Source organism: Novosphingobium olei (genome assembly GCF_012927405.1).
GTDB classification, from domain to species: domain Bacteria; phylum Pseudomonadota; class Alphaproteobacteria; order Sphingomonadales; family Sphingomonadaceae; genus Novosphingobium; species Novosphingobium olei.
In genome coordinates this window covers 1-26,641 of sequence record NZ_JABBGM010000012.1, presented here as the reverse complement: position 1 = coordinate 26,641, position 26,641 = coordinate 1, and the positions used below count along the sequence as shown (strand labels likewise).

The following is a 26,641-nucleotide window of genomic DNA, read 5'->3' as shown; positions in this document are numbered from 1 at the left end:
GGTCGTTCGGAAGGGTCGGGCAGTTTGGGTGGGCCTGATGGCTATTTGTACCCGCAAACGGAACAAACAATGAATTCCGCCGCAGTCGCTTCGACGTGGTCGCGGCCACCGCTTCGGCCTGAACGGGCCGCAATCCCGCAGGAATCCGGGAGAATCCAAAGATTCCGATCAAGCCGTCAGTACCGGTCCAAGGGCCCTGAATCCTGCCTATTGACAGGCACACCGTACACGGCGGGGCCGTAGTCGAGGAACGGCAGAAAATCGCCATTTTGCTGCACTTTGCCCTTGCTGCAGCCTGCTGCAGTTCACGAGCCTCTCTCGCAACGTGCTGAATTTACGTAATTTCTGTCTGTTGCCGGCTGCAGCCCGATTTCGGTTCGACAGCGTGGCGGCAGCGGCGTAGGATCGGCGCTGCGATACCCGAAACCACGTTCCCTCAAGGCAAGGGAACACTGGTGAAGACCTTCAGGGATGTGGGCGTCTCGCTCGCGCAGGATCAGTTCGCACGGATCGACGCGCTGGCTTCGGGGCTTGGCATGTCGCGCTCGGCCATCATCCGCCAGCTGATCGATGTGGGGCTCCCGTTCGTCGAGGCCGGGCACGGCGTCAACGTCACGCGCCTTATTGCCATTATCGAGAGCACCCAGGCTGCGACCGATCGGTTGCTCACGCTCGCCGACCCCGAGTTCGCCGAGCGGCTGCCCGCGCTCACCATCGAGCGGTTGAAGGCGTACCACGATGCGTGAGCGCGGCATCCGTTTCGATGGGCGACCGGCCACGGTCCAGCACCATTCGGCACGGGGGCGGGTGATCCGCAACGCTGGGCACTTCACGCGCGGATCGCAGCTGCTGACCCACGAAGTGCTAATGACCTGGCAGGGGGTGAAGCTGCCGCTGGTGATCGGCTTCTTTGCCTTCACGATCCTCGCCTCGCTGATCCTGACCTTCCGCATGGAGGACCACGAGATTCAGCTCGTGCTGATGAAGCTCTATGCGTTTGCCTGGGACATGGTCGATTTTGACCCCACCCACGTGATCAACCTGACCCTGCCCTCCGATCGCGTCATCCGCGTGCCGATGGGGGCGGTCCCCTACAACGGCGCGGTCCGCATCGCCTGGGCCAAGGCTATGCACTGCGCGCTCGCTGCCGCGATCGGGGCGGCGGTTCTCACGATCCCGCTCTCGATCTGGTTCGTCGATGTGTCGCGCCGGCGCGGAATCGAGATCCTCAAGGAACGCCACGAGCGCGGCGCCATGCTGGTCGAGCGGCCCGTCCTCCTTCGCGAGATCGCCGCGCACAACTATGCCGAGCTGGCGCGCGAGCTTGCCCGGATCGATCCTCGCCTTGATGCCGCGCGGGTGGCCGGGACCGCGCCTGCGCGGCGGATCGCCATGGGTATCCCCGCACCCTACGACATGGCCGGCGTTCCGGTTCCCTGGCGGCTCGAGCAGAGCCACGCGATGCTGATCGGCACAACCGGTGCGGGCAAGACAACGCAATTGCGCTCGATCGTCGCCCAAGCGCGCGAGCGCGGGCACCGCTGTGTGATCTTCGATCTGACCGGGGCCTTCGTCGAGAGCTTCTACGACCCTTCGCGCGACCACATCCTCAATCCGATGGACGAGCGCTGCCCGCCCTGGACGATCTTCAACGACTGCGCGAACTATGCCGACTTCACCGCCGCCGCCGCTGCGCTGATCCCAAGCGACGGCGGCAATGCCGAACCTTTCTGGGCGATGGCTGCGCGCACCCTGTTCGTCGAGATGTGCGTGAAGCTGGCCGAAGCTGGCCTCACCTCCAACGGTGCGATCGCGCACCACCTGATGCATGCCGACTTGTCCGCCGTGCACCGCATGCTCGAGAACACCATCGCCGATCCGCTGACCGCGACCCAGGCCGCGCGCATGGCGGAATCGATCCGGGCGGTTTTCAACACCAATGCGCAGGTCATCCGTTTCCTGCCCGATCCGGTCGAAGGTGGCCTTCCGCCGTTCTCGATCAACGCGTGGATGCGCGAGGAGACGCGCGATGGCATCCTGTTCATTACCTCGACCCACACCGATCTCACGCTCAACCGCGCGCTGCTGACGCTGTGGATGGACATGGCGGTCAACGCGCTGATGCGGCTCGAACGGACGCGCGACTTGCGCACCTGGTTCCTGTTCGACGAGGTCCATGCGTTGCACCGTCTGCCCGCGATCGAGCATGGTCTCCAGACCGCGCGGGCCTTTGGCGGTGCCTTCGTGCTCGGCATGCACAGTTTCGACAAGCTCGCCGAAACCTACGGTGAGCAAGGCGCGATCAACCTGGCCGCGCTCGCGCGCACCAAGCTGATCCTCTCGACCGCCGACATGGAGACCGCGCGGGTCTGCGCCGAGTTCATCGGCAACCGCGAAGTGCGCGAAATGGATGAGGCCTATTCCTACGGCTACAACAACACCCGCGATGCCTCGACCCTGACGCCGCGTACGGAGGTCAAGCCGCTCGTCATTCCCGACGACATCATGAATCTCCCTGCGCTCTACGGTTTCCTCAAGTTCCCCGACGGGTTCCCGGCCACGCGCATCCGCCTTGTCTGGCGAGACTATCCGGCCGTGGCCGAGCCCTGGCGGCGACGCGCCAGCCTGACGCCCGCGCCGTTCGTGCCGCCGGGCGGCAGTGCCTCGCCTGCGGAAGGCGAAGGCGGTGTCGAGCCCGTGCCGATGAAGGCGGCCGCCGAGCTGCGTGCAGTGGTGGGGCAGATCGTGCCGGAGGAACGCGCCCGCCTGACCGATGACCTGTTCACTGCGGCCGACCGGCGCGAGGTGACCGCGGGCGAGCGCGAGGCCGATACGCGCGCCGCAAGCGAGCCGGCCCTGATGAACCAGCCTGAAACGGGGCTGGCCGGGATTATCGGCAACATGCGTTCGCAAGCGGTGGCTGATTCCCGCTCTGCCGAAAACGCGCGCGATGCCGCGATCGGAAGGCGTGCTGGCATGGCCCCCTCGCGTAAGATGCCCGAGCAGCTCGCGGCGCGCGAGGAACAGCTGGGGTTCGACTACACCGACCGCCACGTGCGCCGGGGGCACGAGGCGTCCGAGCCTGGCCTTGACCGAGACGACGGTCCTGGTTTCGGGGACTGACGCGATGTTGTCGGTGGTCCCGGTACGATCTGCGGGTGGTGCGGCGAGCTATTTCGCGAAGGACGACTACTACACTGGCGAACACGCCTCGGAGATGAGCGAATGGGGCGGGGAGGGGGCTGCGGCGCTGGGCCTTGACGGCGAGGTCGGCAAGGCCACCTTCGAGACCCTGCTCAACGGCGCACTCCCCGATGGCACCGTCGTCAACGCCCACGAGCATCGCCGGGCCGGCATCGACCTGACCTTCTCGATGCCCAAGTCTGCAAGCGTGCTCGCCTATGTCGCGGGCGACGAGCGTCTGCTCGCCGCCCATCGTCTTGCCGTGCGCCAGACCATGGCCTGGGCGGAAAAGAAGTTCGCCGAAGCGCGCAGTTACGATCACAATCGCAGTGGCGAGGCCGTGCGCACGGGCAATCTCGTCTATGCCTTGTTCCAGCACGACACGAGCCGCAAGCTTGATCCCCAGGCGCACATCCACGTGGTCGTCGCTGCGATCACGCGCACCGCAGCCGGCCAATGGCGCGCCTTGTGGAATGGCGAGCTGTGGAAAAACAACGCCGCGATCGGCAGCGCCTATCACGCGGCGCTGCGCACCGAGATCGAGAAGCTCGGCTACGAGACGCGCATCACCGGCAAGCACGGCCAGTTTGAAATCGAGGGCGTGCCCAAGGTGGTGATCGACGCTTTCAGCCAGCGCCGGGCGGACATCCTTGCCAAGGCGGCCCAACTGGGGCGCGGCGCCGACGAAACCCGCACCCTTCGCGAAATCACCCGGCGCACGCGTGACGACAAGATCAACCTCGAGGACCGCGAGGCGCTGCGGGGCGTCTGGCGTGATCGAGCAGCGGAACTGGGGTTCGCCGGTGCCACGCTTGTGGCAGCGGCGCGGGAGCGCTCCACCGCCACGACGAGCCGGGAAGGACTGATCGGCACCCTGCGGCAAGCGGGCGACATCCTGCGCTCCGTGCGCCATACCGTCGGCACGTACCTGCTGCCCGATGATCCGCTGGCGACCAATGGTCTTGCCCGCCTCAAGCTGTCGCCGCTGGCCTTCCGCACCGAACTCGCCGTGGCTTCGGCATTGCGGATCATAGGGCAGCGCGAGGCGGCTTTTGCCATTGGCGAGCTTGCCAGCACCGCGCTCAACCTCGGGATCAAGGGGGTGACCATCGAGCGGGTCGAAGCGCGGATCGGTCAGCTTCTGGGCAGCGGCGCCCTCATCTCGGGTGTTTCCGACCGTGCCGACGGCGCGGTGACGCATGTGACCACGCCCGGCCACCTTGCTGCCGAGCGCAAGCTGCTGGGTGGGATCGATGCCGGGCGCGGGCGGGGCACTGTCCTGGTCCCTGCGAATGGGGCCGTGGGGCGGCTGCAGGCCATCGCCGGCGATCGTCCGCTAAGTGCCGAGCAACTGGCGGCCGGCGTTGTTGCCTTGTCGAGCCCGGATCGGTTCGTGGTGATTCAAGGCGTTGCCGGTGCGGGCAAGACCACGCTGATCCGCAGCATCGCGGCGGTCGCAGGTGAGGAGGGGCGCAGCGTCCTTGGTCTCGCCATGGCCAACAAGATGGTCGACATGCTGCGCGATGAGGGCGGTATTGCCGCTGAAACCGTCGCGGCGTTTGTCCATGCGCATCGCAATGCGGTGGGGCAGGACGCTATGCGAGGGATCGAGGCATCGCGCGAAGCACTGGCTGCCAAGATCCTCGTGCTTGACGAAGCTTCGCTCGTTTCGACCGAGGCCATGAATGACCTTGTGCTAATCGCCAATCGCATGGGGGCCGAGCGCGTCCTGATGATCGGGGATCGCAAGCAGTTGCAGCCGATCGATGCCGGCAAGGCTTTCAGTCTTGTCCAGTCGCACGGACCCGCCTTCGCATACCTCGAGGAAAGCCTGCGTCAGCGCACCGATGCGATGAAGGCGGTGGCTGGCCTTGCGCGGGCAGGGGCGTTTCGGGAGGCGTTCGAAGTGCTGGGGGACCGAGTGACGAGCGCCGGTGTCGAGTATCGGGCGGTCGCCGCACGGCGTTGGTTGTCGCTGTCACCGGAAGATCGGGAGCGCACCGCGCTCTATGCATCCGGCAGGGACACCAGATCCGAACTCAATGCATTGGTCCAGGCTGGTTTGCGCGCCGAGGGTGTTTTGACCGGGGAAGGGCTGGAACTGACCACGCTCCATAAGGTCAACGCTACTCGCGAGGAACTGCGCATGGTGCAGACGTATCGGAAGGGGCAGGTCGTCGAGGTATTCCGCAGGGATCGCCCGGCGGGGCTCGACGCCGGGCGTTACGAGGTGCTCTCGGCCAACGGCAAGGGCATGGTGACCTTGCGGGATGGGGCAGGCGAGCGTGTCCGTTTCTTGCCGGCCGAGATTGGCGCTGATGACAGTCGCGATGCCTTGGCGCTCTATGAGACCGAAAAAGTGCGGATCCATGAAGGTGACCGGATCCGCTGGAGTGGCAACGACAAGGATCGGGCGCTGTTCAATTCGGCTCAGGCGCGCGTGCTGGGCATTGATGCCGAAGGCGTGCGCATCGAGAACGCGCGCGGCGACATTGTCACCTTGCGTCGTGACGATCCGATGCTTGCACAGCTTGGTTTGGCTTATGCCATCAACATGCACCAGGCGCAGGGGATGACTTCGGACAAGGGGATCGGAATCATGCATTCGTCCGAACGCTTGCTGTCCAACCAGCGGCTGACCTATGTCATGGCGACGCGCGTGCGCGACAATCTGGAGATCGTCATCAACGACAGGGATGCGTTGCTCAGGACGATCGAAGGCAATCGCGGCGACAAGGCCAGCGCGCTGGAAGCGGTGGGAGAGAAGGTCGTCGATCTGCCCTCGATGACTGTCCGTTCGGCGGAACGTGGAAAGGAAATGAGAGCTGGTGGTGTCGCTCCTGCTTCCCTGCGGGCAGAACCCGAGAAGCATCGCGGAATGCAGGCACCGGTGCCTGAGAAGCGGCTGGATCTGGGGCTTTAGGGGGATAGCTTTCGGGCGGCGCGTGACCGTGGTGTTGGGCACTCCGCAACGTCCCCTTTGCACGATGGAAAGGCGTACACTAACTGACCACACGGAAGGCAAATGCAGCCGATCAGTTACCTCAGCCCGGCAGGCGGCCGGCAAATGCCAATTCTTCGACGGGCTTGCGGGGGCTGGGCGCTTCGCGTGCTTGCAGTGCTTCGGAAAGAGTGGCCTTGTCGCCCATGCGGCCGATGGCGATGGCCGCTTCCACCTTGAAGCGGTCATTAGCGCCCAAAACGCTGAGATCGGTGTTGCTCCTTATCCCCGCTAACCCACGCATCAGTCACCCGAACACCATTCGGTGAACCGTCAAGACGGACGCCATAAATGCAGGCCCCTGTCCACGAACGATGAAAATAGAGCCAGCCATTCTCAAAAAATATGAACCACTTATCGTCTATATCCTGCGGGACGTGCCCAAGCCTGATCCTCTCGCCCTCGGCATCAGAATACAGCAGTGCAAGTTCGATGCTATCCCGCTGCGCTGGGAGGGGGAGCGTCTTCCAAAAGGAGCGTGTGGCTGCTTGCATGCCTCATCTAACCAAGGCGATGGAAATCACACAATGAGCCATTTTCAAGCTGCTGCAATTTGTCCACGCCGCCTAGGGTCTGTGGGGATTCAGGATTCCCAAGAAGGCTGAGATATGATTCACGCTTTGGATGGATCGCTTGGTACTGACTGATGCCCAGTGGGCAAAGATCAAGCCGCATTGCCGGGGTAAGCTGACGGACCCTGGGCGCAGCGGAAGGAACAACCGGCTTTTCATGGAAGGGGTGTTGTGGATTGCCAGGACGGGCAGTCCCTGGCGCGATCTGCCTTCAACGTTTGGGAACTGGAGCACAGCATTCCGGCGGTTTCGCGATTGGCGTGAAGCTGATGTTTTCAAGCGAATTTTCGATGCGCTATCGGAAGAGCCCGACATGGAATACGCCATGGTCGATGCCACTATCGTCAAGGTCCACCGGCACGGCCAAGGCGCAAAACGTATGGCCCGCCCCGTCGGCAAGTGGCGATTTGATGATGGTTTGATCAGTCTGCAAAAACGTATCCGGCCTTTTGGCAGTTTGCCATTGGCCAAGATGGAGATCCGCGCGTCCTGGTCCTCATAAGGGGGTCGGCATCGAGTGCCATTTTACGCCATAGGTTTCCAGAACGCCGATCGACTGTCAGGCCATCTTCTGCTCGCCTCCCGCAGACTCCGTTGGTTCAGCGCGTCACGCCGAACGATCCTGTTTCATGCCGCAAGCGGCGTTGCCTCGTATCGCTGTTCGTGCCGCAACAAAGCCCAGGCGATGCGTGCGATCTTGCCCGCCAGTGCCACGACAACTGCATTGTGATGTGCCCTTGCAGCCAGCGCCCGAAGCCACGCTCCAAGGCGTGTCTGGCTTTTGCTGAGTGCCGGCAAGGAAGCCCTGGCGCCCTGAATGAGGTTCTTTCGCAGATATCGGCTCCCTCGTTTCGTAATCCCAAGCAGGCGCGGCTTGCCTCCGGTAGTCGCCTGCCGCGGCACGAGACCCAGCCAGGCAGTAAGGTCCCTCCCACGATTGAAGGTGCGCGCATCCCCTACCGCCGCGACGAGCGCGGTAGCGTTCAGCGCACCGATGCCGGGGATTGTCAGCAATCGCTGTGTTCGCTCATCCGCGCGAGCTGCTTCGACAAATTCGGCATCCAAGTCGGCGATCCGCTTGTTCAGCGCCTCCCAGCGCTGGCGCATGTCGAGCAGAAGTTCGCGGATTCTCGGGGTAAGCGGTGATCCCTCTAGGTCGAGCAGTCGAGCCAGATGCTCTCTCAGCTTTGCCCGGCCTTGCGGGACGATGTGACCGCGTTCCAGCAGTAGGCTGCGCATCTGGTTCATCAACGATGTCCGATCACAGATCAGCCGGTCGCGAACCCGGTGCAGGGTCTGCATGTCCAGTTGTTCCTCGGACTTGAGCTCGACAAAACGCATGGTTGGCCGCGTCGCGGCTTCGGCAATCGCTTCGGCATCGCGATCATCGTTCTTCTGGGCTTTGACATAGGGACGAACATATTCTGGCGACATCAGGCGAACCGTGTGCCCCTGCGCAGCCAAGACCCGGCCCATGTGGTGCGCGCCGCAGCAAGCTTCCATTGCAACGACACACGTCGGCTGCTTCGCGGCAAACGCGATCACGCCTTCCCGCCGCATCCGGCGCCTCACAACAACCGACCCCGCTTTATCGAGGCCAACAACACTGCAGCTGTTCTTCCCAAGGTCGATACCGAGTACGGCAATGGTCATGCTCCGCCTCCTTCCTTCGCTCACCGTTGTACACCACGGTAGGTAGGGGCGGGCCATCCATAAGGGGGACTCAGAGCCAGGCCATTGGCCGTTCCAAAGGCGGTATGACGACCAGGATTTTGGCGCTGACCGACGCCTTGCGCAACCTTGTCCGCTTTGAGCTATTGCCGGGCCATCGGTTCGACACCATCGGTGTTGCACCGTTGATCAGAGGCATCCAATTCGATGCGCTGCTCGGCGATAAGGCCTTCGATTCCAATTGGATCGTCGAGGACTTGAATCAGCGCGGTGCGCAAGTGATCATCTCACAGCGCCCCGCCCGCGCCCAGAAACTCAAGATCGACGCCAAGATGTATCAATGGCGCCACCTGATCGAAAACTACTTCTGCAAACTCAAAGAGTTCAAGCGCATCGCAATGCGCGCCTGCAAAACAGACAAGAGCTTCTCGGCCATGATCTATCTCGCCGCTGCCGTCATCAACTCACGCTAAATCCCCACAGGCCCTAGCGCACAGAGAAGTGTGCAGAGCACCCTTCAAGCATCCTGGAGGGCCAATTAGGGTGCTGCTTGCTGTGCTTCGAAGGCTAATTCGAAAGACAAAAATGCCGTCACAATCGGCGACACCATGATCTTGTGGTCAAGGTCGCCTGCCGCCGTCTCTAATGGACGTGCCGAAGCCAACAAGATAACGTCGCCCCTCTTTCAATCTTGACTGAGTAAGCCTCCGCAAGGCGGCTGGTACAGTGTGCCATTAGAAATAAAGCGACGATGCCTAGGCCAATGATGTCAATAGATCCGAGCAAGCCCGCTCCTGTCTTTTCAATGAAGAACCAAACGCCTATGACAACGAGCAGATAATTAAACAATCCGACCAAATTACAAATGGATGTAATAATCCATTTGTCACGTCTTTGAATTTGCGCAAGCAATTCTTGAAAGCGTTTGGTGTTTTGCTCCTCGATCCGGTTCAAGCGATCGTCCAAGTCCCTAAGTCGCATGCCGTCCATTTTCTGGATCCCCTTATCGAGCTTGTATCAAGGTCTTACGCAAGTCCGAGTCGCAAACTAGGCCGAGAATGCCAAAGAAAGGCGCTGATTACAGCAGGAATGTGATCCTGAACGTCACTTCTTAGTCAATTGCTGCAATGCGCCGGCGTATGAAGCAGCGTAGCGGCTTTGATCCGACAGTTTTGTCAGGCCAAATACCGCAATGCCTGAGAAGCGCGTGTTCCTGTGGAGCAACGCGCTCAAGGCTTGGCAGGAGACACCAAGAGGTTTGCCAAGGCGGAGACGCAGATACCAACTGTGGCACGACTTCTGTCATCAGCCACTCCGCTGGCATGGGTGCACAGCGAGCAGTGCATCTGAAGGTCACAATAATTCCCCCGACGTCGAGCTAACGCGGCGACAAGGACCATTGCTCACGCTTGGTCACGTTGGCAGGCTGGCCGTGCGATGACCGGACCGCTTGCCATTACAGAGGGTGCATTTCAGGAAAAAACTCGCCAACCTATCGCGATTTTGGCAACGCCTCTCGTCTCTCAGAGTGGGTACGCGCACGGTGTTCGGCTCCAGTCGTGCGCCATCGGCCAGAAGTTGATGGCATTGTCGATGATCTTCAGGGCGGATCAACCCGTGACGAAATCCACATCACCGGCATCGCAGGTGCTGGCAATATTGGCCGACTGGACACTCGCCGCGCTCTCAATTGAAGTGCGGCAGCACCTATGAGGTGTACTGCTGCGTGTTGCCTGCTCCCGGCACCTCCAGAGCTTGTGACCCCTGTGGCCCGAATGCCGCGAGCGCCTTTTTCCCTGATCCAGGTGTAGATCGCGTCCAAGGAAGGTCACGTTCCAGCATTGCTCGACGCGCTCTTAGCAAGCCGAGGATTTACGCTTTGACGACCCGTGTGCGCCAATGTCGAAGAATATCTCCAACAATGCCTGTTCCATGAAATCTACCCGACGTAGTTGTTGATCGCGCGGCATTCTGCATGCAGTGGCACAACATGCTTCGTTGTGCTAATTCACTAAACTGTAAATATGTTGTCATTTATTTTCAGTGATTTAGGCGGAAACAGTGTTTCTCGCCTCTGGCTGACGGCTGCTCGCAACCTGGGGGATTATGGACAAGCTGGCGAAGAATCCGCGCACTCGAGCGACGGCGACGCGTGTTTCTCTCGTGACGGAACCTTTCCGCGGACTAAACAGCGCCGAGCCCGGAAAGTATGTTGCTGCGGCAGAAGTCGTTATTCGTGCCCGAGCTGAACGGAGGCAAATCCTGGGGCCTGACCTCGCTACTGAATCTGCGTGGGACATTTTGCTGGCGCTCTACTGTGAGTGGGCCCAAGGCAAGAGACTAAGCGCGACCGACGTTGGACATGTAACTGGGATGCCGTCCACCTCGGCCCTCCGATGGCTCGGTATATTCGTAGCCAAAGGTGTGATTGTGCGCGAAGATGACCCGAATGATAAAAGGCGAACCTGGATCAACCTGACGCCTCAGGGGGTCGCGGCAGTTGAACGGTGCTTAGAGCGCCTCTCTGTAATCTACAAACGATTTCCAAGAGGTTTTTAGACCTGTTGCAAATGCAATCAGTTCTAGGGATGAGCGACCATTATTTGAAACGCTTCGACCTAACACCACCTTGGCAGAGTTTTGCCGAGCATTCGCCGCCACCGTTTACGCCAATGCGTGCTTTTGAACGGTGTAGGCTGGTTGAGCTGGGTCAGGATTTCCTGGCTGATGGCCGGCAGGATCGACCGCGGCGGCGGGCTCGGGCTTCTTTTTCTCCGACCCGCTGCCCTGAGGTGGCGGGCTTGCAGGAAGCCGAACGCGATCATGCTCATGAGGGCGTGTCGTGAAGTCCCTGCCATGATCGCCCCTCGAAGTGATCAAAATGAAGCTCTTCCTTCAGTTGTTGATGGGCTGGCGCGCAGACCCAGCGCGCCTCGATGGCGCCGGGCAGGTTCCCGGGCGGCGTGCTGGCGGGCTAATTGCTGAAGCAGCATTTGCGCGTGCCGGTGGCGCGCTACTCGCCGACCAGCCATACCTCTTTGCCGGGAAGATGCTGCGGGCCAAGATCACCGATCCGCTGCGGCGGGCCGTCAGCCACCCGCACGCGCAGGACAGCAAAGCGCGCGACAGCTTGCCCTTGGTGTCGCGCCGCCAACTCACCGTCTGCCACTTGGCGCCTTCGAGCACGTCCTGGGCGGGACGCGAAGCAATGTCAGGCACATGGTTCTTGCGCAGGTGTCCGCGGCCAGAAATCGGGAAGATCATGGCAACATCGGCCGGATAGACCTTCTGCTTGTAAGGGATGCCAACCGCCCCGGTCAGACCGCGCTCGGTCAGTGCCTGCCGGAACGGGCCGGACAGGCCGTAGCCAGCGTCGGCCAGCATGCCGCCAAAGCGGACACCAGCGCGCTGCGCAAGCGATCAATCTCGGCAAGGGCGATCTCGGGCTTGGTGCGATAGACGCGCGCTTCCTGCCCGGCACCGAGGCATACTGCGGGCCACGCCGACCGACGACTTCCCTTTCCGGGGCGAGGCCGTGTCGTCGATGATCCGCCAAGGCACTGCGACGACCCATCAAGGCGCCGGCTTGTCGGCCAAGCTCCGGTGCCAGTGGTGCGCCTTTCCACAAGGCACCGCGATGAAAAGGTGGAATTGATCATAGCCGCTCTGCGGCGAAGGGATCGCTATCGGCTGCACGCTCTTGTGGTCATCGGGGCCGATCAACCCCTCGATATATGCCCGACACATGCGCGCCCTGCGCCGATCGCCCAACAGCGCCACAAAACGCGCAAGCCACTCCGCCAGATAGCTTGTAGGCTAAGGTTCCGGTTTCGTTCGCGGAAGCTCAAACAAGCTCCATCGCGTTGGCATTGGCCGACAACGCCAGATGGCTGTGTGGAAATAATAAGGTTCGTTCTGCAAGAAGTGTTCATTTTTAGACGATAATGCCTGCGCACTCGCTCAGCTGGTTACAAGGTGATGGACGATCGTGCGCCCTTGCGATTAAAGGGTCTAGAAGGCCAACGTGGACCTCCAGGCTCGTCTGGAGGGAGGCAGGCAAGCGCCTGTTGGCCGAAGTTGGAGTGCGCAGTGTCTTCCTCCTCGTCAGAACGACGCCTGATTCCGTTGATATTGCTGACCACAGCAGACATGCAGGCGCAACGAGATGACGAGCTACGCCGCCTCGTTGGGTCGATCGAGGCGTTCAGAAAACGCTTTCCAGAGGTCCAGGTCCACCATCATATGCTTCTGCAGCGGTGCGATGACCTCAAAGGAGCTGTAGCGCGAGTAGGATTTCCGTCGACGATGGAGGTGTCTTCCATTGGCGATCTCGTGCCGCTTTCCGTTGCAAGAAACCAGATGCTTCGGCTGATCGCCCCAAGGCAGGACTTGCTGACTGACGATTGCGTTCTTGCCTATCCCGACGACGATGCGTGGTATCCGTCTGGCTCTCTGGACTGGATATACACCCGCTTTGTAAACGACCAGACTCTTGACTTCTGGTTCTGCAGATACGGGACGCTCGCAGAATGCCCAGCGAAACCGAGTGAGGTGCGCCCGAGCCTTCACGAGGTGATCTCGAAGGCATCCTCCAATACTATTGCCCTTAGGGGGAGGATCGTAAAGAAAATTGGCGGATTTGATGAGAGCTTGGGTCTCGGAACGCCAGCGAAATCAGGCGAAGACACAGACTACGCCATGCGCGCCTATTTCGCCTCGAAAGTAGTGCGTTATGCTCCGCATCGCATGGTTGGTCATCGGGATTTCGACCCAAGTATACGTGCGAAGTACTATGGCGGCACTCTGGCTGCTCTTGGCCGCCACAGGCGCCATTCGTTCCCCGCAACCCTAGCATTTTTGCGCAAGATAGCGGTCGGTCTAGCACTTCTTTTCAAAGGTGAGCTTTCTCCAAGTCTTTTTAAGGAGGCTTGGTCACAGTTTTCTTATAATAAACCTAAAGTAATACGCGCTGCAAATTGACAAAACGAAATAGGATGACGCAATGAGGAGCCTAAATCAGCTACTTTGGTTGCAGCGTTTAATCAATGGCATGCGGATTGCCTTTTATAATAAGTTTTGGGGCATGGATTTGCACCCAACTGTGAAGATCTCGCTGACATGTAAGTTGGACAGGACCTATCCCAAAGGCGTTCACATCGGGGCGTATTCGTACATTACTTTTGGAGCGACCATTCTCACCCACGATCGGACGCGAGGAAAGTATAGCAATACCACAATTGAAGAGAACTGCTTCATTGGTGCGCGGGCTTTGGTCATGCCCGGCGTGACGATTGGCCGTAACTCAATCGTGGGAGCAGGGGCGGTCGTAACGAAAGATGTTCCACCCTACTCGATTGTTGCTGGAAACCCGGCGCAGATCATCCGATCGGGGATTGAGGTCGGTCGATATGGCCGTTTCCTAAGCGTGGATCGCCCGCCGACCTGACGCGCGCGTCTTTTCCGAAGATTTGTGCCTAAAATTGGGGGTGCGGGAAGCGATCGACCGGCGTAGCAGATGGTACTGCATTAGAAGCCATTGCGCGCGCAGCTGGCATGACTGGTGTGACCGTGGCTGCCTGGTGTGCAAGGTTGGCAAGGGCATCGGCAGTCAGAATGGTTGGCGCGAAACTTTGTTGGGGGGAAAGGCAGCGCTCATCCAGGCATGCCTGTGAAAGTACAGGCGTTGCAGGAGCGATTTGCACTGACGATGCCGGCTCTGTGGTGTCGCGCGGTTCCACCGGCAGTTCGGACGCGGGGCCGGCACTCGGCGTTTTTGCACTAGCAGGGAGTGGTCCGTCCCCCTGTATGGCGGCCAAAGATGGAGCTTGCGAGCCGTCCGGGCTTGTGGCGTTGGGAAGAACCTCACGTTTTGCAAGGCTCTTAAGAGAGACTGCATCAGGCGCGATATTGCCGCTTGCGCCAAGGTTTTCGGAGGCTGAAGGAGAGGTGGTATCGCTGGCGTCTTCTGTCAGAACTGTTGCGAGAGACGCAGCGCCTAGAGCTTGCTCAATTGCGCTAGACGCGTGTCCAATGTCGTCTGTCTTCGAGAAGTTCGATGCAACAGTGCTGTTTCTGACCTGGTCAGGAGAGGGCGGGGGAAGCATCGGCGCAGCAAAGGGGCGCTGATCCCCCCAAAGTGTTTGGCTCAAGTCCTTTTGAGCAGCGAGAAGCCGTTGTATCTCAGGCGAAAAGGACACAGCTGTCTGCTTGGGCGTTTCATGCTCGGTGGGCGACACGACGTGCTGCGGTGTAGCTACTTCGCTTGGCAACTTGCCGAACGCGGGGATACTGACAGGGTCATGCAGCGTTCGGGCAGGCCGCAAATTTCGATTGGCTGCCGTATTGTCATCGTCCAGCAGGTGGATGATGTGCTGCCTTGTAGGCTGGCCGGAAACGGCAAACAGCGCAATTGCTCCAGAAGCGGCCAAAACAGCTATCGCGGGGCCATGGCCGCCATCCTCGGCAGCTTCCAGAATGGGGCGGGGCGACGATTCTTTTCTGAGCATACGAGGCGCCGTTTACCATATTCAAATCTGCCAGCAAGATGATGTGCCACCTGAGCGGATACGCCAGCTCTTTCCGCGGAAGAAAATCATTTTAGTAGAGCGGCTTGTCTTATCATACGTAATATTCCGTGTCATTTAGCGCCGAGTGGTCTTTTGGCCGTTTGTTTGGCGGCAGCGTCAAGAAGGTTCCGCGTTCAGGCTGTTTTTTGTTGGCTATCAACCATTTGCGATTACTTGACCGTTTCTGCACCGCTGGCGGTTATGCACCCTCGCTCGGGATTGGCTGCTCCGGTGCGCTCAGGCTTTAAGTGGATCACGGGGTAACCACTGGTCTGGCATAGCCCGCCCTGTGAAGTGATGCTCTGTTTTCGAGTTTTTCGCCGGATATCTTTTCCTGCTTGATCAGGCCTGATCGCGCGCGCACCGCGTTATCGGCAGATTACATGTCTGTGCTTGGGTGCGCTAGATTCGCGCGACAGCGTCAGCGAGCATGCAGAGCATTGCCAAGACCAGGATAGTGGCCTCAAGCACCATCCAGCGGCTTTCCCGCTCATTCTTATCGCGTCTACTCATAGTCTTCCTCGGGGAGCCGGGATAAAAACCATGCGAAAAGACCCAAAAACACGGCAACAACGGCCCGACATGCCGCGCCTGCCGCCAAAGCACTGCCAAATAGCGTCATGAGGCCAAAGCAGACAAGTCTCACCGCCGCGCAGGCGCGCACGTAAAGCCCCGTCGGGGATGTTTCCCATATGGTCTTCGGCGGCCTTAAACGTAAAAGCTTGGTCACGATCACGGTCTCCAACGTGGGTGCACTGACCGCAAACCGTGATCACATGTTCGTAAACCTGTGGTGAAAGCACGGTGCCGCAGCTTCCGAAACGGCTCCTCCGAATGCGGCTGCTGAGCTTCCCGAAACGAGGTCAAGCGCCAGCGACTTTGGCGCCGAAGTTGGCAAGAACGCTTGGGCGCAGCCTTTGCCCTGCGTCGGCCACGCCTTTGAGCCAAAATGCGCGCCTGAGCGTAGGGCTGGCATGGGGTAACCCCAAAAGTCGAATGGAAAAGGGCCCGCCGGCTGAGCCGACGGGCCAGTGCATCACATGAAACGGCAGACACCGTCTCAGCGATGGTGATTAAGCCTGCCGTGTAAATTTGACTTTAAGTGGGTCAATTTCTGGATACGGACCCGGTCATTAGAATTATTGTGCATGTTGTTTTGACAGCAACAGGCAAAGACTTGCCGCCTCGGCAAATTCTGGCCGCTTTTTTTTGTAAGTTTCGCTGCACCGCATCGTCATCTTCGAAGGCAGTCTCGCCGCGAAGCTGTGCGATCTGAGTTACTTAGCCTCTGCGGTCAGCGATCTAATCGCAAGGGGAGCGAAGCGCAGTGGATGGGCATCCTGAACTTACTGGACTTCTGCCGGGCGTTAATCCTTTTGAGGCGCAGCCTGCGCATATTTTTTGAGCGGAGAGTTGCAATTCCGACTTTGATGCGCCTTGCGTGGACTTTTGTGCTGCGCTGCAATATGAGGCGGCGGTGTCATTCCTGGAAGCCTATGAGCGCGTCATTCGCGCAATCGTTGCGGCTTGTCCCGCTCCAGACAAGTTTGCTCACATGTGCGCGGGTTTAGGGTTTTGGCTAGCTGCTGCGCTCATCTGGCGAAAGCCGCTTGCATCGTTCAAGCCACTGCTCGTGGTCGTGTTCCTGGAATGCGCAAACGAAGTCGTGGACTTTCTCGCGAAAGGCGGATGGTTTTGGTCAGATACACTCGTTGACGCTGCTGCCACATGGACCTGGCCTTTGGTGCTGACGTTGGCGTTGCGGTACGTCCCCGCGCTCTCTTCATCGCTGCTCGTCTCACAGACGTCCGTGCCGACCCACGTACCGCAAGCCCATCCCGGTTAAAGTCTGGCGGCGCAAAAGAACGCCTGGTTGCAACGCCTCATCGCAATTTCCGGCTTTGCATTTGCAATCACTCGGTCGACCAACGCAAGGCCGGATCACTCGATGGCGGTGATGAGGCAGCAATAGCGCACGAGTCTCGACAAGCATGCGGTGTGAGCGGCGCGTTTTTGCAGGTCCGAGCCCAGGAGTGCATGGGGGGCAAGTTCTGCAACCGCCTGCTTTCTCGTGAAAGATTGGCCATCTTCGTGCCCCATTGTCGGAATCGTTAACACTTTAGGGCAAATCGGGATAAGAGCACAGCGATGACGTTCGAGCTGCGGCGGCCAGAGGGTTATAGGAAACGTGGACAGCCAATTATTTAAATTGTTCCTGCAACGGTACAAAAAGAACCTGGTTCTTGTTGTTGTTGCGAGCGTCCTGTTGAATGTTCTCGTGTTTGCGGGGACGGCCTACATGATGCTGGTCTATGATTCCGTTCTCCCAAGCCGCAGTATTCCGACGCTGCTCGGCTTGTTTGGCATGCTTATTATTGTCTATGCTTTCCAATCAGTTTTCGATGCTATTCGAAGCCAAGCGTTGCTGGAAGTTGCCAACGGCGTACATAACGATCTCTTCGAATCGGTGCACTATGCGACTGTGACCCGGCCGTTGAGGATGGGGGCAGATCATTCCGATGGTCTGCAGTTCAACCGCGATCTCGATTCTATCCATTCCTTTCTGGCCGGACAGGGGCCAATTGCGCTGATTGACCTCCCTTGGGTCATCGCATTTATGGTGGTGTTGTTCGCGCTTCACTGGTGGCTTGGGCTGACGGCCTTGCTTGGCACGATCATCATGTCGATCCTCGCCATGTACTCCAATCGGCGAACCCAAGAAGGCTCACGGGAGCTTGCGAACATCACCGGTCAGCGCACTGCGGCGGCTCTGGCTGAGATCCGATTTGCTGAGAGCGCTCTTGCAATGGGTATGCAAGAGCGGTTGGTGCGGCGCACGGGGAAATGGGAGGACGGCTTCATAAACGTCCAGACCTTTCTTTCGCGGACCGCGGCGCGCCTGGGCGGTGCCAGCAAAACTTTCCGCATGCTTTTGCAGTCGCTGATCTTAACAGTGGGTGCGTTGCTGGTGATCGACGGCAAAGCAAGCGGGGGTGTGATTCTCGCGTCCTCGGTCCTTTCTGGTCGGGCTTTGGCCCCGGTCGATCAGGCGATCGCCAACTGGCGTGGCTTGGTTGCGGCGCGCGGCGGTTGGAAGCGGTTGGCACAGGCGCTTGTGGCGTTTCGCAGGCCGCCACGCCGCGAGGTGAGTCTGGCGAGACCCAGCGGAGAGCTGTCGTTACGTGAACTGTGGGTTGCGCCTCCAGGAACCCAACTCTTCGCAGTGAGTGGGGTGTCGTTCGCTCTGCAGCCGGGACAGGCACTTGGCATCATTGGTCCAAGTGCTGCGGGCAAGACCACGCTGATCAAGGCCATTCTCGGGATCTGGAAACCGCAGCGCGGCGAAGTTCGGCTGGACGGTGCTACGCTTGACCAATGGGATCCCGAAACCCTTGGGGGATTCATGGGCTACGTGCCTCAGACTGTCGACCTGATGGATGGCACGATCGGCCAAAACATCGCCCGGTTTGATCCGGACGCCTCGTCTGAGTTGATTATTGCGGCGGCCAAGGCAGCAGGCTTGCATGATCTAATTCTATCACTGCCCAACGGCTATGAAACGGAATGCTCTGCCGGCGGTGTGGAACTCTCGGCCGGGCAACGTCAGCGGGTTGGCTTGGCCCGGGCTTTATATCGGGATCCGTTCCTGCTGGTTTTAGACGAAGCGAACTCCAATCTCGATATGGAGGGCGATGTTGCGCTCGCCAACGCCGTAGTTGGCGTCCGTGAGCGGGGAGGCATAGTGATCATGATCACGCATCGTCCGGCAACGCTAGGGCCGACGACGCATCTGGCGGTGCTGGCCGGCGGTCGTCTGACCGATTTCGGTGAAAGGGACGCTGTGTTAAAGAAGATGGGTGCCAACGCCGATGCCAAGCGGGACGCTTCTGGCCAGCGCAAAGGAGCGATAGCGTGAGCAAGGCTCTGGTTCCTCAGGATATTGCCAAGAGCATTATTTCCGATTTGAATGACGACACGCAGATTTCTGCTGCCGGCTCTCCCCGCCTGCGCCAACTGACCATCACGGTGAGCGTCCTATTGCTCGTTCTGTTCGTTCTGGCGAGCGTCATTCCAATTGGTGGCGCTGTGATTGGCGGCGGTCAGGTCGGCACGGAGTCGCGAGTGAAGCGTATCGCGCATCCGACTGGCGGCGTCATTTCGTCGATCATGGTCCACAATGGCGAGCACGTTAAAGAGGGTCAGCTGCTATTGCGGCTCGACGACCGCGTTAGCGGCGCAGATGCTCGGTTTTCAAGCCTGACAGTTGACCAGCTGCTGGCGCAGCGCGCCCGGCTCGAAGCTGAACGCCTTGGCGCTGGCGCGGTTCGCTTCCCCGAAGAGTTGACGAAGTCTGAGAGTCCTGCTGCACGACAGGCGATGGCTGATGAAGCGCATTTATTTGAGCTTCGCCGTCGTGAAGAAAGTGAGCAGCGGGCACAGCTTCAGGCCCGGATTGCGCAGTTCAACCATGAAATCGCCGGACTCAATGCTCAGATTTCGGCCGTACGCAAACAGCGTGCGCTGATCGAGCCCGAAAGGCAAGGAGTGCGCGATCTCTGGAACAAGCAGCTCGTCACGATCGATCGTCTCAATCAGCTCGAGCGGACCGCGGTGGACATGGAAGGCAACACGGCGGCGCTAGGTTCGCAAATTGCGCAAGTACGCGCTCGGATTACAGAAGCGCAGGAGCAGCTTATCCAGCTCAGCCAGACTCGGCGCGTGCAAGCAGGCACAGACCTTGCGCAAGTCAACACCGCGCTCAATCAGCAGCAAATGCGATCCGTCGCAGCATCTGATCAGCAGGACCGAAGCGAAATCAGGGCTCCATACTCTGGCGTCGTCGAGAAAATTGCCTTTGCAGCTATTGGAGACGTCGTAAAGCCCGCTGAAGCGATCATGGAAATTGTTCCAGACAAGGACCTGATGGTAGTCGAAGCTATGATCAGCCCGGTGGACATTGATCAGGTGAAGACAGGGCAAGCGGCGCGAGTGACTTTCTCGTCCTTTAATCGCGCTGCTACGCCCCAAATTCCGGGCCGGGTGATCTACGTAGCAACGGACCGAACTGACAATCCCGAATCGCGGCAGGCTTACTTCATGGTCAGGATTGCAGTGGATCAGGCGGCTGTGAGGCGCGAGGGCCTGGGTCTCAAAAGTGGGATGCCGGCAGAAGTCTACATTGAAACAGGCGGGCGATCGATGATTTCCTACCTTACAAAGCCGCTTCGCGATCAGTTTATGCGTGCATTTCGTGACAATTGACGAGGACGCCAAGATGCTTCGCCATCGTCTAGCCCTGTCTGTATTTTTGGGTTTTTCCGCTTGTCCGGTCATGGCGAGCGAAACAGCCGCTGCATCGGATACGCCCTTGGCGCTAGCGCCGGCGCTACCGGATGACACACCGCTGGACATCGAGCGGCAAGCGCAGAGCGGTGCGCCTGTGACCAATATGGCGGACGCGCTTGGGCTCGCTTACTGGACAAACCCGACGCTCTTGGCGCAGCGGTCTGCGTTGAAAAGTGTAGATTATCGTGTGCCGCAGGCTCGCGCTGCGTATGGGCCCAAGCTCAATTTCGAACTTACTTATGGAATTACGCGCAGCGGCACACGCACGCCTGGAAAGGCATGGTCCGACGGAACAAGCCGCAGTGCAACTGCAACTGCCATATTGACCCAACCTCTGTTTACATTCGGGCGCAACGCTGCCGGTGAGCGTTATGCTATGGCCCAATTGGAATATCAGCGGGAGGTCTTACGCTCGGCCGAGCAGCAGGCTCTGCTCGATGCAATTGTCGCCTACATCGGCCTTTTGCGGGATCGCGCAAGCGTCGCGATCACACGAGACAACCTCGCGACACTAGAACGTGAGCTCTCGGATAATCGAGCCCGGCTGGCACGGCATGAAGTGACATCCACTGATGTGCAACAAGTTGAGACCCGGATCGAGCTTGGGCGCGCGCAGCTCTATACTGCCCAGCGGGATGCAGCGGCAAGCGAGGCAGGCTTTCTCCAAGCAATTGGAGGACCGGCAGGCGTCTTATCTCCACCACCTCCCCTGAATCTGCCGGTTCGGACGCTGGAGGAAGCCTATGCGTACGCAGAGACCCACAGTCCCGTTTTGCTGGCATCGCAGCAACGCGAGAAGACGTCCCGCGCATCTGTGGAATCTGTAAAGGCGGACCTGATGCCGCGTGTGGATCTGCGGGGCCAGGCGGACTATACGAATGGATGGGACGTGCGCTCGATCTTCGGCACGCTTCCGCGTCAGGATCAACGCGATCTCCGTGGTGAAGTTGTCGTGTCCGGCCCGATCTTCGAGAGTGGTCTGCGCCAGGCGCGCGTCGGCGAAGCGCAAGCTGCCAACGATGCTGACTGGAGGCTGATCGACGCGGCGCTTCGCGAAAACCGGTCGACGCTTGCCTCGGCGTGGGCAGATTGGCGGGCGCAATCTGCAGCTATCGATCGCCTTGCTCTCGCTGTCGTCGCTGCCAAGTCAGCTTATGACGGCGCGCTCTTGCAGGAAAAGGCCGGACTTCGCACGACACTTGATGTGCTTGATCTTGCAAGAGAACTGCTGCTGACGAGAAGTAATTATAATTCGGCGATTGCAGGCGCCTACGCCGCGCAAGCCCGCGTGCTGGCTGCAATGGGGGCACTCGAACAAAGCTGGTTGCTCCCGCAAGCCAAACGCTATGATGAAGAGCAACACTACAACAAAGTACGAAAGCGGGGGGATATTCCTTTCCTAACGCCTGTCGTACGCGCACTGGATGGTGCTCCGCTCGGAGGCCATCGTGACCGGGCGCTCCGGGATCCAGCAGCTCCCTTAGTAACTCCCGAAGTGGCACTCGATCCGGTGAAAGAACTTCCCGTTCCGTGATCAATTAAAACGAAGCACTCAGGGCGATCTCATCGATGGAATAAGAATTTGCGGTCTGACTGCCTCATATGCGACGCGCATAATTATTGTTCGGGGCCTGCCTGCCGTCATTTATGAAGATCGGTTATGCGCTTCACGAACCAAACCTTCCTTTTATTTGAATGGATCGGCAAATGTCTGTTGCAAGGGTTCCAGATCTGAGTCTGGAAGTGCTTCATTCTTTACCATCCAGGAGGAGCCCTGCCGACGTCTTTTCGCAGTGAGAGCAGTCGTTCACTTGCCTTTGATTTTGCAGCAGCTTCGGCATTGCAGGGATCTATTCGGATAGGCATTTGCAAGGTCGTCTATACCGATCTGAGTGATCGTGGACCCACCCCACTCGCGATCCTGGTGGATCCTGATCTATATATCTCTGGGGCGCAAAACCCAGGTACGTTGATCAGAAGCCATGGGTGCCCTCGGGTGCGGGCCGATGGACATGATGCACCAAGGGAGTTCGATGAGCTTGTTTCAAGCAAAGCAGCAGGGGTCGATGATGCCGTCGTGAAACCTGCAGATGGCGTCGCGAAGAAATCGGGCGATCCAGGCGACGTAGCCTGGAGCAAGCGACCGGAATGCATGGGCGCCAGAGGCGACGCCGATAGCCATCTCTTCACGGTGCATGCTCATTGCCGCGCTGTTGCAAAGGGGGCGTGCCAATGCCGTCTGCGTTGTCTTTGAGGTAACAGATCGCACCAAACAGCCCTTCCGATGATCGCCGCTTATCTTTGGGTGCCAATGGGTAAACGCCGCACTTCGTCCAGCGCCGGGTGAGCCCGGCGCCTGGCTGATGCAAACCTGGTCTTTCTACACCAGACCTATCGGCATTTCTTTTGGGCACCACCGCTAGCTCTTCGCCAGCCAGGCTGCGAGGCGTGTTCAAGCGGTCGTCAGGTATTTCGTTCAATACACCGCGGCGGCGCCGAAAGCTTGCGGTGGCACATCGCGCGAAGCGTGAGCTCGTGTGCTGCGAGCGGCGGAGCACGCGAAGTTGTTTCAGGCTCAATGCAGCAGAATAGCAATCTGCAAACGTACGACGCCAAGCGCTGCGGGGTTGGCCCGACTTCGATGTCGGCGGCGAGCTGTGGGCGCTGCTCCTAGCTGGGCGTCTTGGCCTCACCCCATGCTCTGCGCGTTGCGAAGCTATCCGGGATGGCTGCACCGAACCGCTGCACTCACTCCCGCAAAATGCGCAGCGTTTGCCCGAGACCTGGCCGAAATCGCTTGGGTGACGACCATCGAGGACCAGGGTAAGCCCCAACACTTGCAGGAATCTGTCCGAGATTTCCGCTTTGTTGTACAAGTTGCGGAAGGTCGACCGATGGCTTACCAGACCGAACCGCTATGCCAAAGCATCCAGGCGCTTGCGATAGCGTAACTGAGACCGGGACAAACCGGGCTTGGACTTACTCGGCACGAATTGGCACTCCGGCAAAGATGCCTGGCGGATTGCATGATAAGCGTTCGTGCGGATTGTTGAGAGGCTGCAGATCCCCCATGGTTCAGCAAGAAAACTAACTACCATAGGGTGCAAACCTGGCTGCTACGGGATCTGCCAAACAACCGATTGACTTTATACCCAAACCTGATGTTTCTTCTGCGCGGTGTTAACGAGTGGTTAAAATCGGCGAATTTGACGTAATGGTTGCATAGAAAAATCGAAAAATCGGGTGCGCGATGGACAGTGTGAAGCGGCGTTCTGCATTTCGCATGAACGGTGGGTTGATCGGGTCTGCAGATAAGCTGGTTAATGATGTTAGAGTAATAGAATCAAGGCTAGCTGAATTCATGTCTCGCCTTGACGTGGCGCGTGATGCAGCGGTCATCCAGCGTCTTGCGGAGAGCTTGGAAGAAGTAGCGCAGTTCCTGCAACAAGCTGACCTTTTCTTGTCCCAACGAACAATTTTATGTGGGACGAAGGTTGGGTTGGAGGAGCTAACCCCGGGCGGTATCGCTCAGCGGGGTGTGTCTTAAGCCCGTGTCGATCGGGCAGGTGCTTTTCCGCCGTCGATTTCACCCGACCAGCTCGATTCATCGAGCATGATCAACAGACCGTTGAATGGTGTGCCGGGCGGAACGGGAAAGGCTTTTTCCAGGCACGTCTTCAGAAGCCTTGCTCGCGTATCCACGTCTTCTTCGCAGGCATCAGCCTTCAAATCCTGGGCTTTGGACGCCAAGGACTCTAGCTCGTCTGCATATTCATGGATTAGCGCCACGTCGTCAGCGTCGCTAAGAATGCCCGCAGCTGCTCTTAGTCGTCGTGCAGCTTCACTCAATCGCGAGCTCATTCGCGCACCCTCACTCCTGCATCAAATTCGTAACAATGCATATCACATAATAAGCAAAATGGAGAGATTTGTTCCCCTGTTTGTCGTCTAGTTCGCACCTTTCAACGCCTTTCAGTTGTTATCTGACGAACGAGTTCAAGCTTTGCAAGGATTTCAGCGGTGACCTGTTCCCGATTCGATCCGGAATATGCGGCCTGAATGGCAGCCTCAAGTTTTGGTTCTCGATGAAAGCGTGAGATGTTGTTCACGACGTCACAAGGCTCTGCTATTGCTATCGTCTTGTCACAGGACATGTCATAAGGGCGGAGCGCCTTGCAAGAGCACGACGCGCAATGGGGCGGCAGAATGGCAAACAGTGGAAGTGTTTCGGCGAAGTGTGTTGTTGCCTTGATGGTGGCTAACCTATTGCAAGGTTGTGCGAGTAGTGGTGGTTTTCGGGCCAGCGGTGGCGAGCCAACCCCGGGACTGAATACTTCGCTTCCGCCGACGGTCAGCGAAAAATTCGACGCCGCAAGCGCCAAAATTATCCTTGATGTTACTAAATCGAGCGGAGCTTCGAGTGGGGTGAGCTTGCCGTCGCGGGCGAGCTATGCGACTCTCACGATTTCTTATGATGCAACCGCGAAAAGCTACACCGTCAAGGATGAGGCAACCAGCAGGACTTTTGCTCCTGGTGATATCGCAGCGAGCAATAGCAGATTTGACATCTATCAGGTGAATGACGGCAATTCGGTCGAAGAGTTGCGCTTATTTAAATCGGGCAGCCAGAATAGCCAGATAGCGCTCACCTACGTCACTTACGGGATCTGGTCCACATACCAGCCTGGCCAATCCACCACGCATTACCTGACGCGTTTTGCGGTCGCTGGCATACAGACGGGAGCCGCTGGTTTGCCCAAGACCGGACAAGCGACATACAGCGGCAGCGTCGATGGTGTGGCAGCCTTCGATGGTCAGTCCTATCGTCTTGCCGGGAGCAATGGGACGTTAACTGCCGATTTCGAGAAGGGCGTCATTCGCACTTCGCTGAATTTGCGGGGTACAACTGACGTTGCATCAGACGCTATCGGCGCCGTTGACCTGGGCACTTTAAAGGGGACTGGTGCGATTGGCGTGGATACGAGTCGCTACACCGGGACGATAACGGGTCTCCAGATGGACGGATCGTTTGGTGGAGCTTTTTACGGTCCGAACGCAGCTGAGACGGGCTTTGCGTTTTCACTCACGGATAACGGTGCCAATACCGCTGCGGGCGTGTTTGTTGGTCATTAGGCACACCCTCTGTTTCGGACATTTGCGTATACAAGGTATCGTAAACGGAAGGGCATGGCCCAGTATGCCGCTGACGGCGTGGTGGCGGATGGCGAAGGCTCAAGCTACTGCTGCGAAACCTTTGGAATGTCTTTGCGGCTTGGCAATGCAGCTTAAGGTTGCATTGCTTCGTGCAGCGCGGTCACCAACTCGAAGGCATTATTTCGGACCCATTTGGCAATAGCGGCATCATCGCTGTCCGAATGCAGCAGCTCCCGCAGCTCGAGTTTAAGGCGGGTCGAATGACGAGTGGAGCTGTTACGAAAATACTCCTGAAGTTCCATTTCGGTTTGTTGGCGTGATGCGGCGCTCACTTACGACCCCCCAAAGCGAGGCCGTAGCCTTAGGGGGCGACGCCTCAGAATTCAACAAGTCTCTCGGCGGCGATCCTTCCGTGCCGACCCGCAGCCAAATGGCAGCACCGATCAGGGCTGGCAGTACCAACTCGGGTTGGAAGAGCGTTCGGAGCGCACGATGGTGGCGAAATAGCGGAGAGCACCGGGCACCTTTGTCCCGACCGGCTCCAATTCAACAGATGTATAGTCCTTGACGTGCGGTGTGTGAAAGTCAGCCCAAAGGCCTCGCTTCAACTGAAACCGTTTTGACGCAATCGATTGCGGTCTATAGCGGCCTATGGTATCGCTCAATCATCATTGGCGAGATAGATCGAGGGGAAATCCGCCGACATTGTTTAAGGGTAATGCAATGCTCAACGAAGATCGGCAACGGGCTCTCGATGCCCTCGAAATCCTTGCGGCGCTCCTTGGAAGCAAGCCTGGCGGCTTTGGTTTGCCAGCCAACTCAAGGGTGTCTTACACCCATCTCGCAAACCGAGAGCTTGACATTCGGGCCAGACGCCGGGCGATCCTAGGTGCGGATCTTGCCAGTGACAATTGTTGGGAATTGTTGCTTTGTCTTTATCTTGCCTGGGTTGAGGGCAAGCGCACGAGTGTCACTGATCTCAGCTACATGTCATCCATTCCGATTGCCACCACCATCCGCTGGCTTAACAGGCTGCTGAAAAAGGCCACGGTTTGGCGATGAAGGTTGTGTCGTCGCCATTATCGTAGGCGATTTCGCCTTCGAGCCAGCCATCGTCGCGCAGATCGGCCCATCCGGTGCCGGTGACC

17 protein-coding genes and 2 pseudogenes are annotated in these 26,641 nt (G+C 58.8%); 12 read left to right on the top strand and 7 right to left on the bottom strand.

All coding sequences use genetic code 11. The features are described from left to right. Positions 1-455 precede the first annotated feature (455 nt). From HHL27_RS18665 to mobF, 3 genes are read left to right on the top strand one after another with little or no spacing between them, the layout of a single operon-like run. A complete protein-coding gene (locus HHL27_RS18665) occupies positions 456-746 on the top strand; it encodes a ribbon-helix-helix protein, CopG family (RefSeq protein ID WP_169494907.1) in 291 nt (96 codons plus the stop codon). Beyond that, positions 739-3,123 (top strand): type IV secretion system DNA-binding domain-containing protein, encoded by a 2,385-nt coding sequence (locus HHL27_RS18660; RefSeq protein ID WP_169494906.1) that lies wholly within the window; start codon positions 739-741, stop codon positions 3,121-3,123. The genes HHL27_RS18665 and HHL27_RS18660 overlap by 8 nt, the downstream gene beginning before the upstream one ends. Next, the gene (mobF, locus tag HHL27_RS18655) at positions 3,089-6,106 is read left to right on the top strand and encodes a MobF family relaxase (protein ID WP_240960024.1); all 3,018 of its coding nucleotides are present in this window, start codon (positions 3,089-3,091) and stop codon (positions 6,104-6,106) included. Before HHL27_RS18660 ends, mobF begins: the two co-directional genes overlap by 35 nt. A 121-nt stretch (positions 6,107-6,227) precedes the next feature. Here the strand turns inward: mobF and HHL27_RS18650 are convergent, their stop codons facing one another. Further along, on the bottom strand, positions 6,228-6,428 hold the full coding sequence (locus HHL27_RS18650) for a nitroreductase family protein (protein ID WP_169494905.1): 201 nt from the start codon (positions 6,426-6,428) through the stop codon (positions 6,228-6,230). A gap of 389 nt (positions 6,429-6,817) precedes the next feature. On the opposite strand from HHL27_RS18650, the gene HHL27_RS18645 reads away from it, so the two are divergent. Then, complete coding sequence (locus tag HHL27_RS18645) at positions 6,818-7,258, top strand: IS5 family transposase (protein ID WP_169494904.1); 441 nt, start codon at positions 6,818-6,820, stop codon at positions 7,256-7,258. A 125-nt stretch (positions 7,259-7,383) separates the two neighbouring features. Here the strand turns inward: HHL27_RS18645 and HHL27_RS18640 are convergent, their stop codons facing one another. Continuing rightward, the gene (locus tag HHL27_RS18640; protein ID WP_169494903.1) at positions 7,384-8,409 is read right to left on the bottom strand and encodes an IS110 family RNA-guided transposase; all 1,026 of its coding nucleotides are present in this window, start codon (positions 8,407-8,409) and stop codon (positions 7,384-7,386) included. 26 nt (positions 8,410-8,435) lie between these two features. Between HHL27_RS18640 and HHL27_RS18635 the strand changes: the two genes are divergently transcribed. Further along, positions 8,436-8,900 carry an IS5 family transposase gene (locus HHL27_RS18635; protein ID WP_169494902.1) on the top strand — a complete coding sequence of 155 codons (465 nt, stop codon included), beginning with the start codon at positions 8,436-8,438 and terminating at the stop codon, positions 8,898-8,900. Positions 8,901-9,069: 169 nt separating this feature from the next. Here the strand turns inward: HHL27_RS18635 and HHL27_RS18630 are convergent, their stop codons facing one another. Continuing rightward, complete coding sequence (locus HHL27_RS18630; protein ID WP_169494901.1) at positions 9,070-9,417, bottom strand: hypothetical protein; 348 nt, start codon at positions 9,415-9,417, stop codon at positions 9,070-9,072. A 447-nt stretch (positions 9,418-9,864) separates the two neighbouring features. Here HHL27_RS18630 and HHL27_RS18625 point away from each other — a divergent pair, with 447 nt between their 5' ends. Beyond that, complete coding sequence (locus HHL27_RS18625) at positions 9,865-10,140, top strand: hypothetical protein (RefSeq protein WP_169494900.1); 276 nt, start codon at positions 9,865-9,867, stop codon at positions 10,138-10,140. Positions 10,141-11,091: 951 nt separating this feature from the next. On the opposite strand, the pseudogene HHL27_RS18615 reads toward HHL27_RS18625, so the two are convergent. Further along, a pseudogene (locus tag HHL27_RS18615) lies at positions 11,092-12,231 on the bottom strand (IS701 family transposase). A 285-nt stretch (positions 12,232-12,516) separates the two neighbouring features. On the opposite strand from HHL27_RS18615, the gene HHL27_RS18610 reads away from it, so the two are divergent. Both HHL27_RS18610 and HHL27_RS18605 read left to right on the top strand, forming a co-directional pair. After that, positions 12,517-13,407 (top strand): glycosyltransferase family 2 protein, encoded by an 891-nt coding sequence (locus HHL27_RS18610; protein WP_169494898.1) that lies wholly within the window; start codon positions 12,517-12,519, stop codon positions 13,405-13,407. Between the two features lie 103 nt (positions 13,408-13,510). Continuing rightward, a pseudogene (locus HHL27_RS18605) lies at positions 13,511-13,810 on the top strand (acyltransferase); the annotation flags it as partial. Between the two features lie 91 nt (positions 13,811-13,901). On the opposite strand, the gene HHL27_RS18600 reads toward HHL27_RS18605, so the two are convergent. Then, positions 13,902-14,933 (bottom strand): hypothetical protein, encoded by a 1,032-nt coding sequence (locus tag HHL27_RS18600; protein WP_169494896.1) that lies wholly within the window; start codon positions 14,931-14,933, stop codon positions 13,902-13,904. Positions 14,934-17,181: 2,248 nt separating this feature from the next. Between HHL27_RS18600 and HHL27_RS18595 the strand changes: the two genes are divergently transcribed. Genes HHL27_RS18595 through HHL27_RS18585 form a run of 3 tightly spaced genes read left to right on the top strand, consistent with a single transcriptional unit; the run spans position 17,182 to position 21,873 of the window. Continuing rightward, entirely contained in the window at positions 17,182-18,909 is a 1,728-nt protein-coding gene (locus HHL27_RS18595) for a type I secretion system permease/ATPase (protein ID WP_169494895.1), read from the top strand. After that, positions 18,906-20,255, top strand: a complete 1,350-nt coding sequence (locus tag HHL27_RS18590; protein WP_169494894.1) for an HlyD family type I secretion periplasmic adaptor subunit — start codon at positions 18,906-18,908, stop codon at positions 20,253-20,255. The genes HHL27_RS18595 and HHL27_RS18590 overlap by 4 nt, the downstream gene beginning before the upstream one ends. Next, complete coding sequence (locus HHL27_RS18585) at positions 20,245-21,873, top strand: TolC family outer membrane protein (RefSeq protein WP_338114953.1); 1,629 nt, start codon at positions 20,245-20,247, stop codon at positions 21,871-21,873. Before HHL27_RS18590 ends, HHL27_RS18585 begins: the two co-directional genes overlap by 11 nt. A 2,009-nt stretch (positions 21,874-23,882) precedes the next feature. Here the strand turns inward: HHL27_RS18585 and HHL27_RS18580 are convergent. After that, positions 23,883-24,188, bottom strand: coding sequence for a hypothetical protein (locus tag HHL27_RS18580; protein WP_169494893.1), 306 nt, complete (start codon positions 24,186-24,188; stop codon positions 23,883-23,885). Between the two features lie 324 nt (positions 24,189-24,512). On the opposite strand from HHL27_RS18580, the gene HHL27_RS18575 reads away from it, so the two are divergent. Continuing rightward, positions 24,513-25,472, top strand: coding sequence for a transferrin-binding protein-like solute binding protein (locus tag HHL27_RS18575; protein WP_169494892.1), 960 nt, complete (start codon positions 24,513-24,515; stop codon positions 25,470-25,472). 152 nt (positions 25,473-25,624) lie between these two features. Here HHL27_RS18575 and HHL27_RS18570 read toward each other — a convergent pair whose 3' ends face one another. Next, complete coding sequence (locus HHL27_RS18570; RefSeq protein WP_169494891.1) at positions 25,625-25,825, bottom strand: hypothetical protein; 201 nt, start codon at positions 25,823-25,825, stop codon at positions 25,625-25,627. Positions 25,826-26,641: the final 816 nt, after the last annotated feature.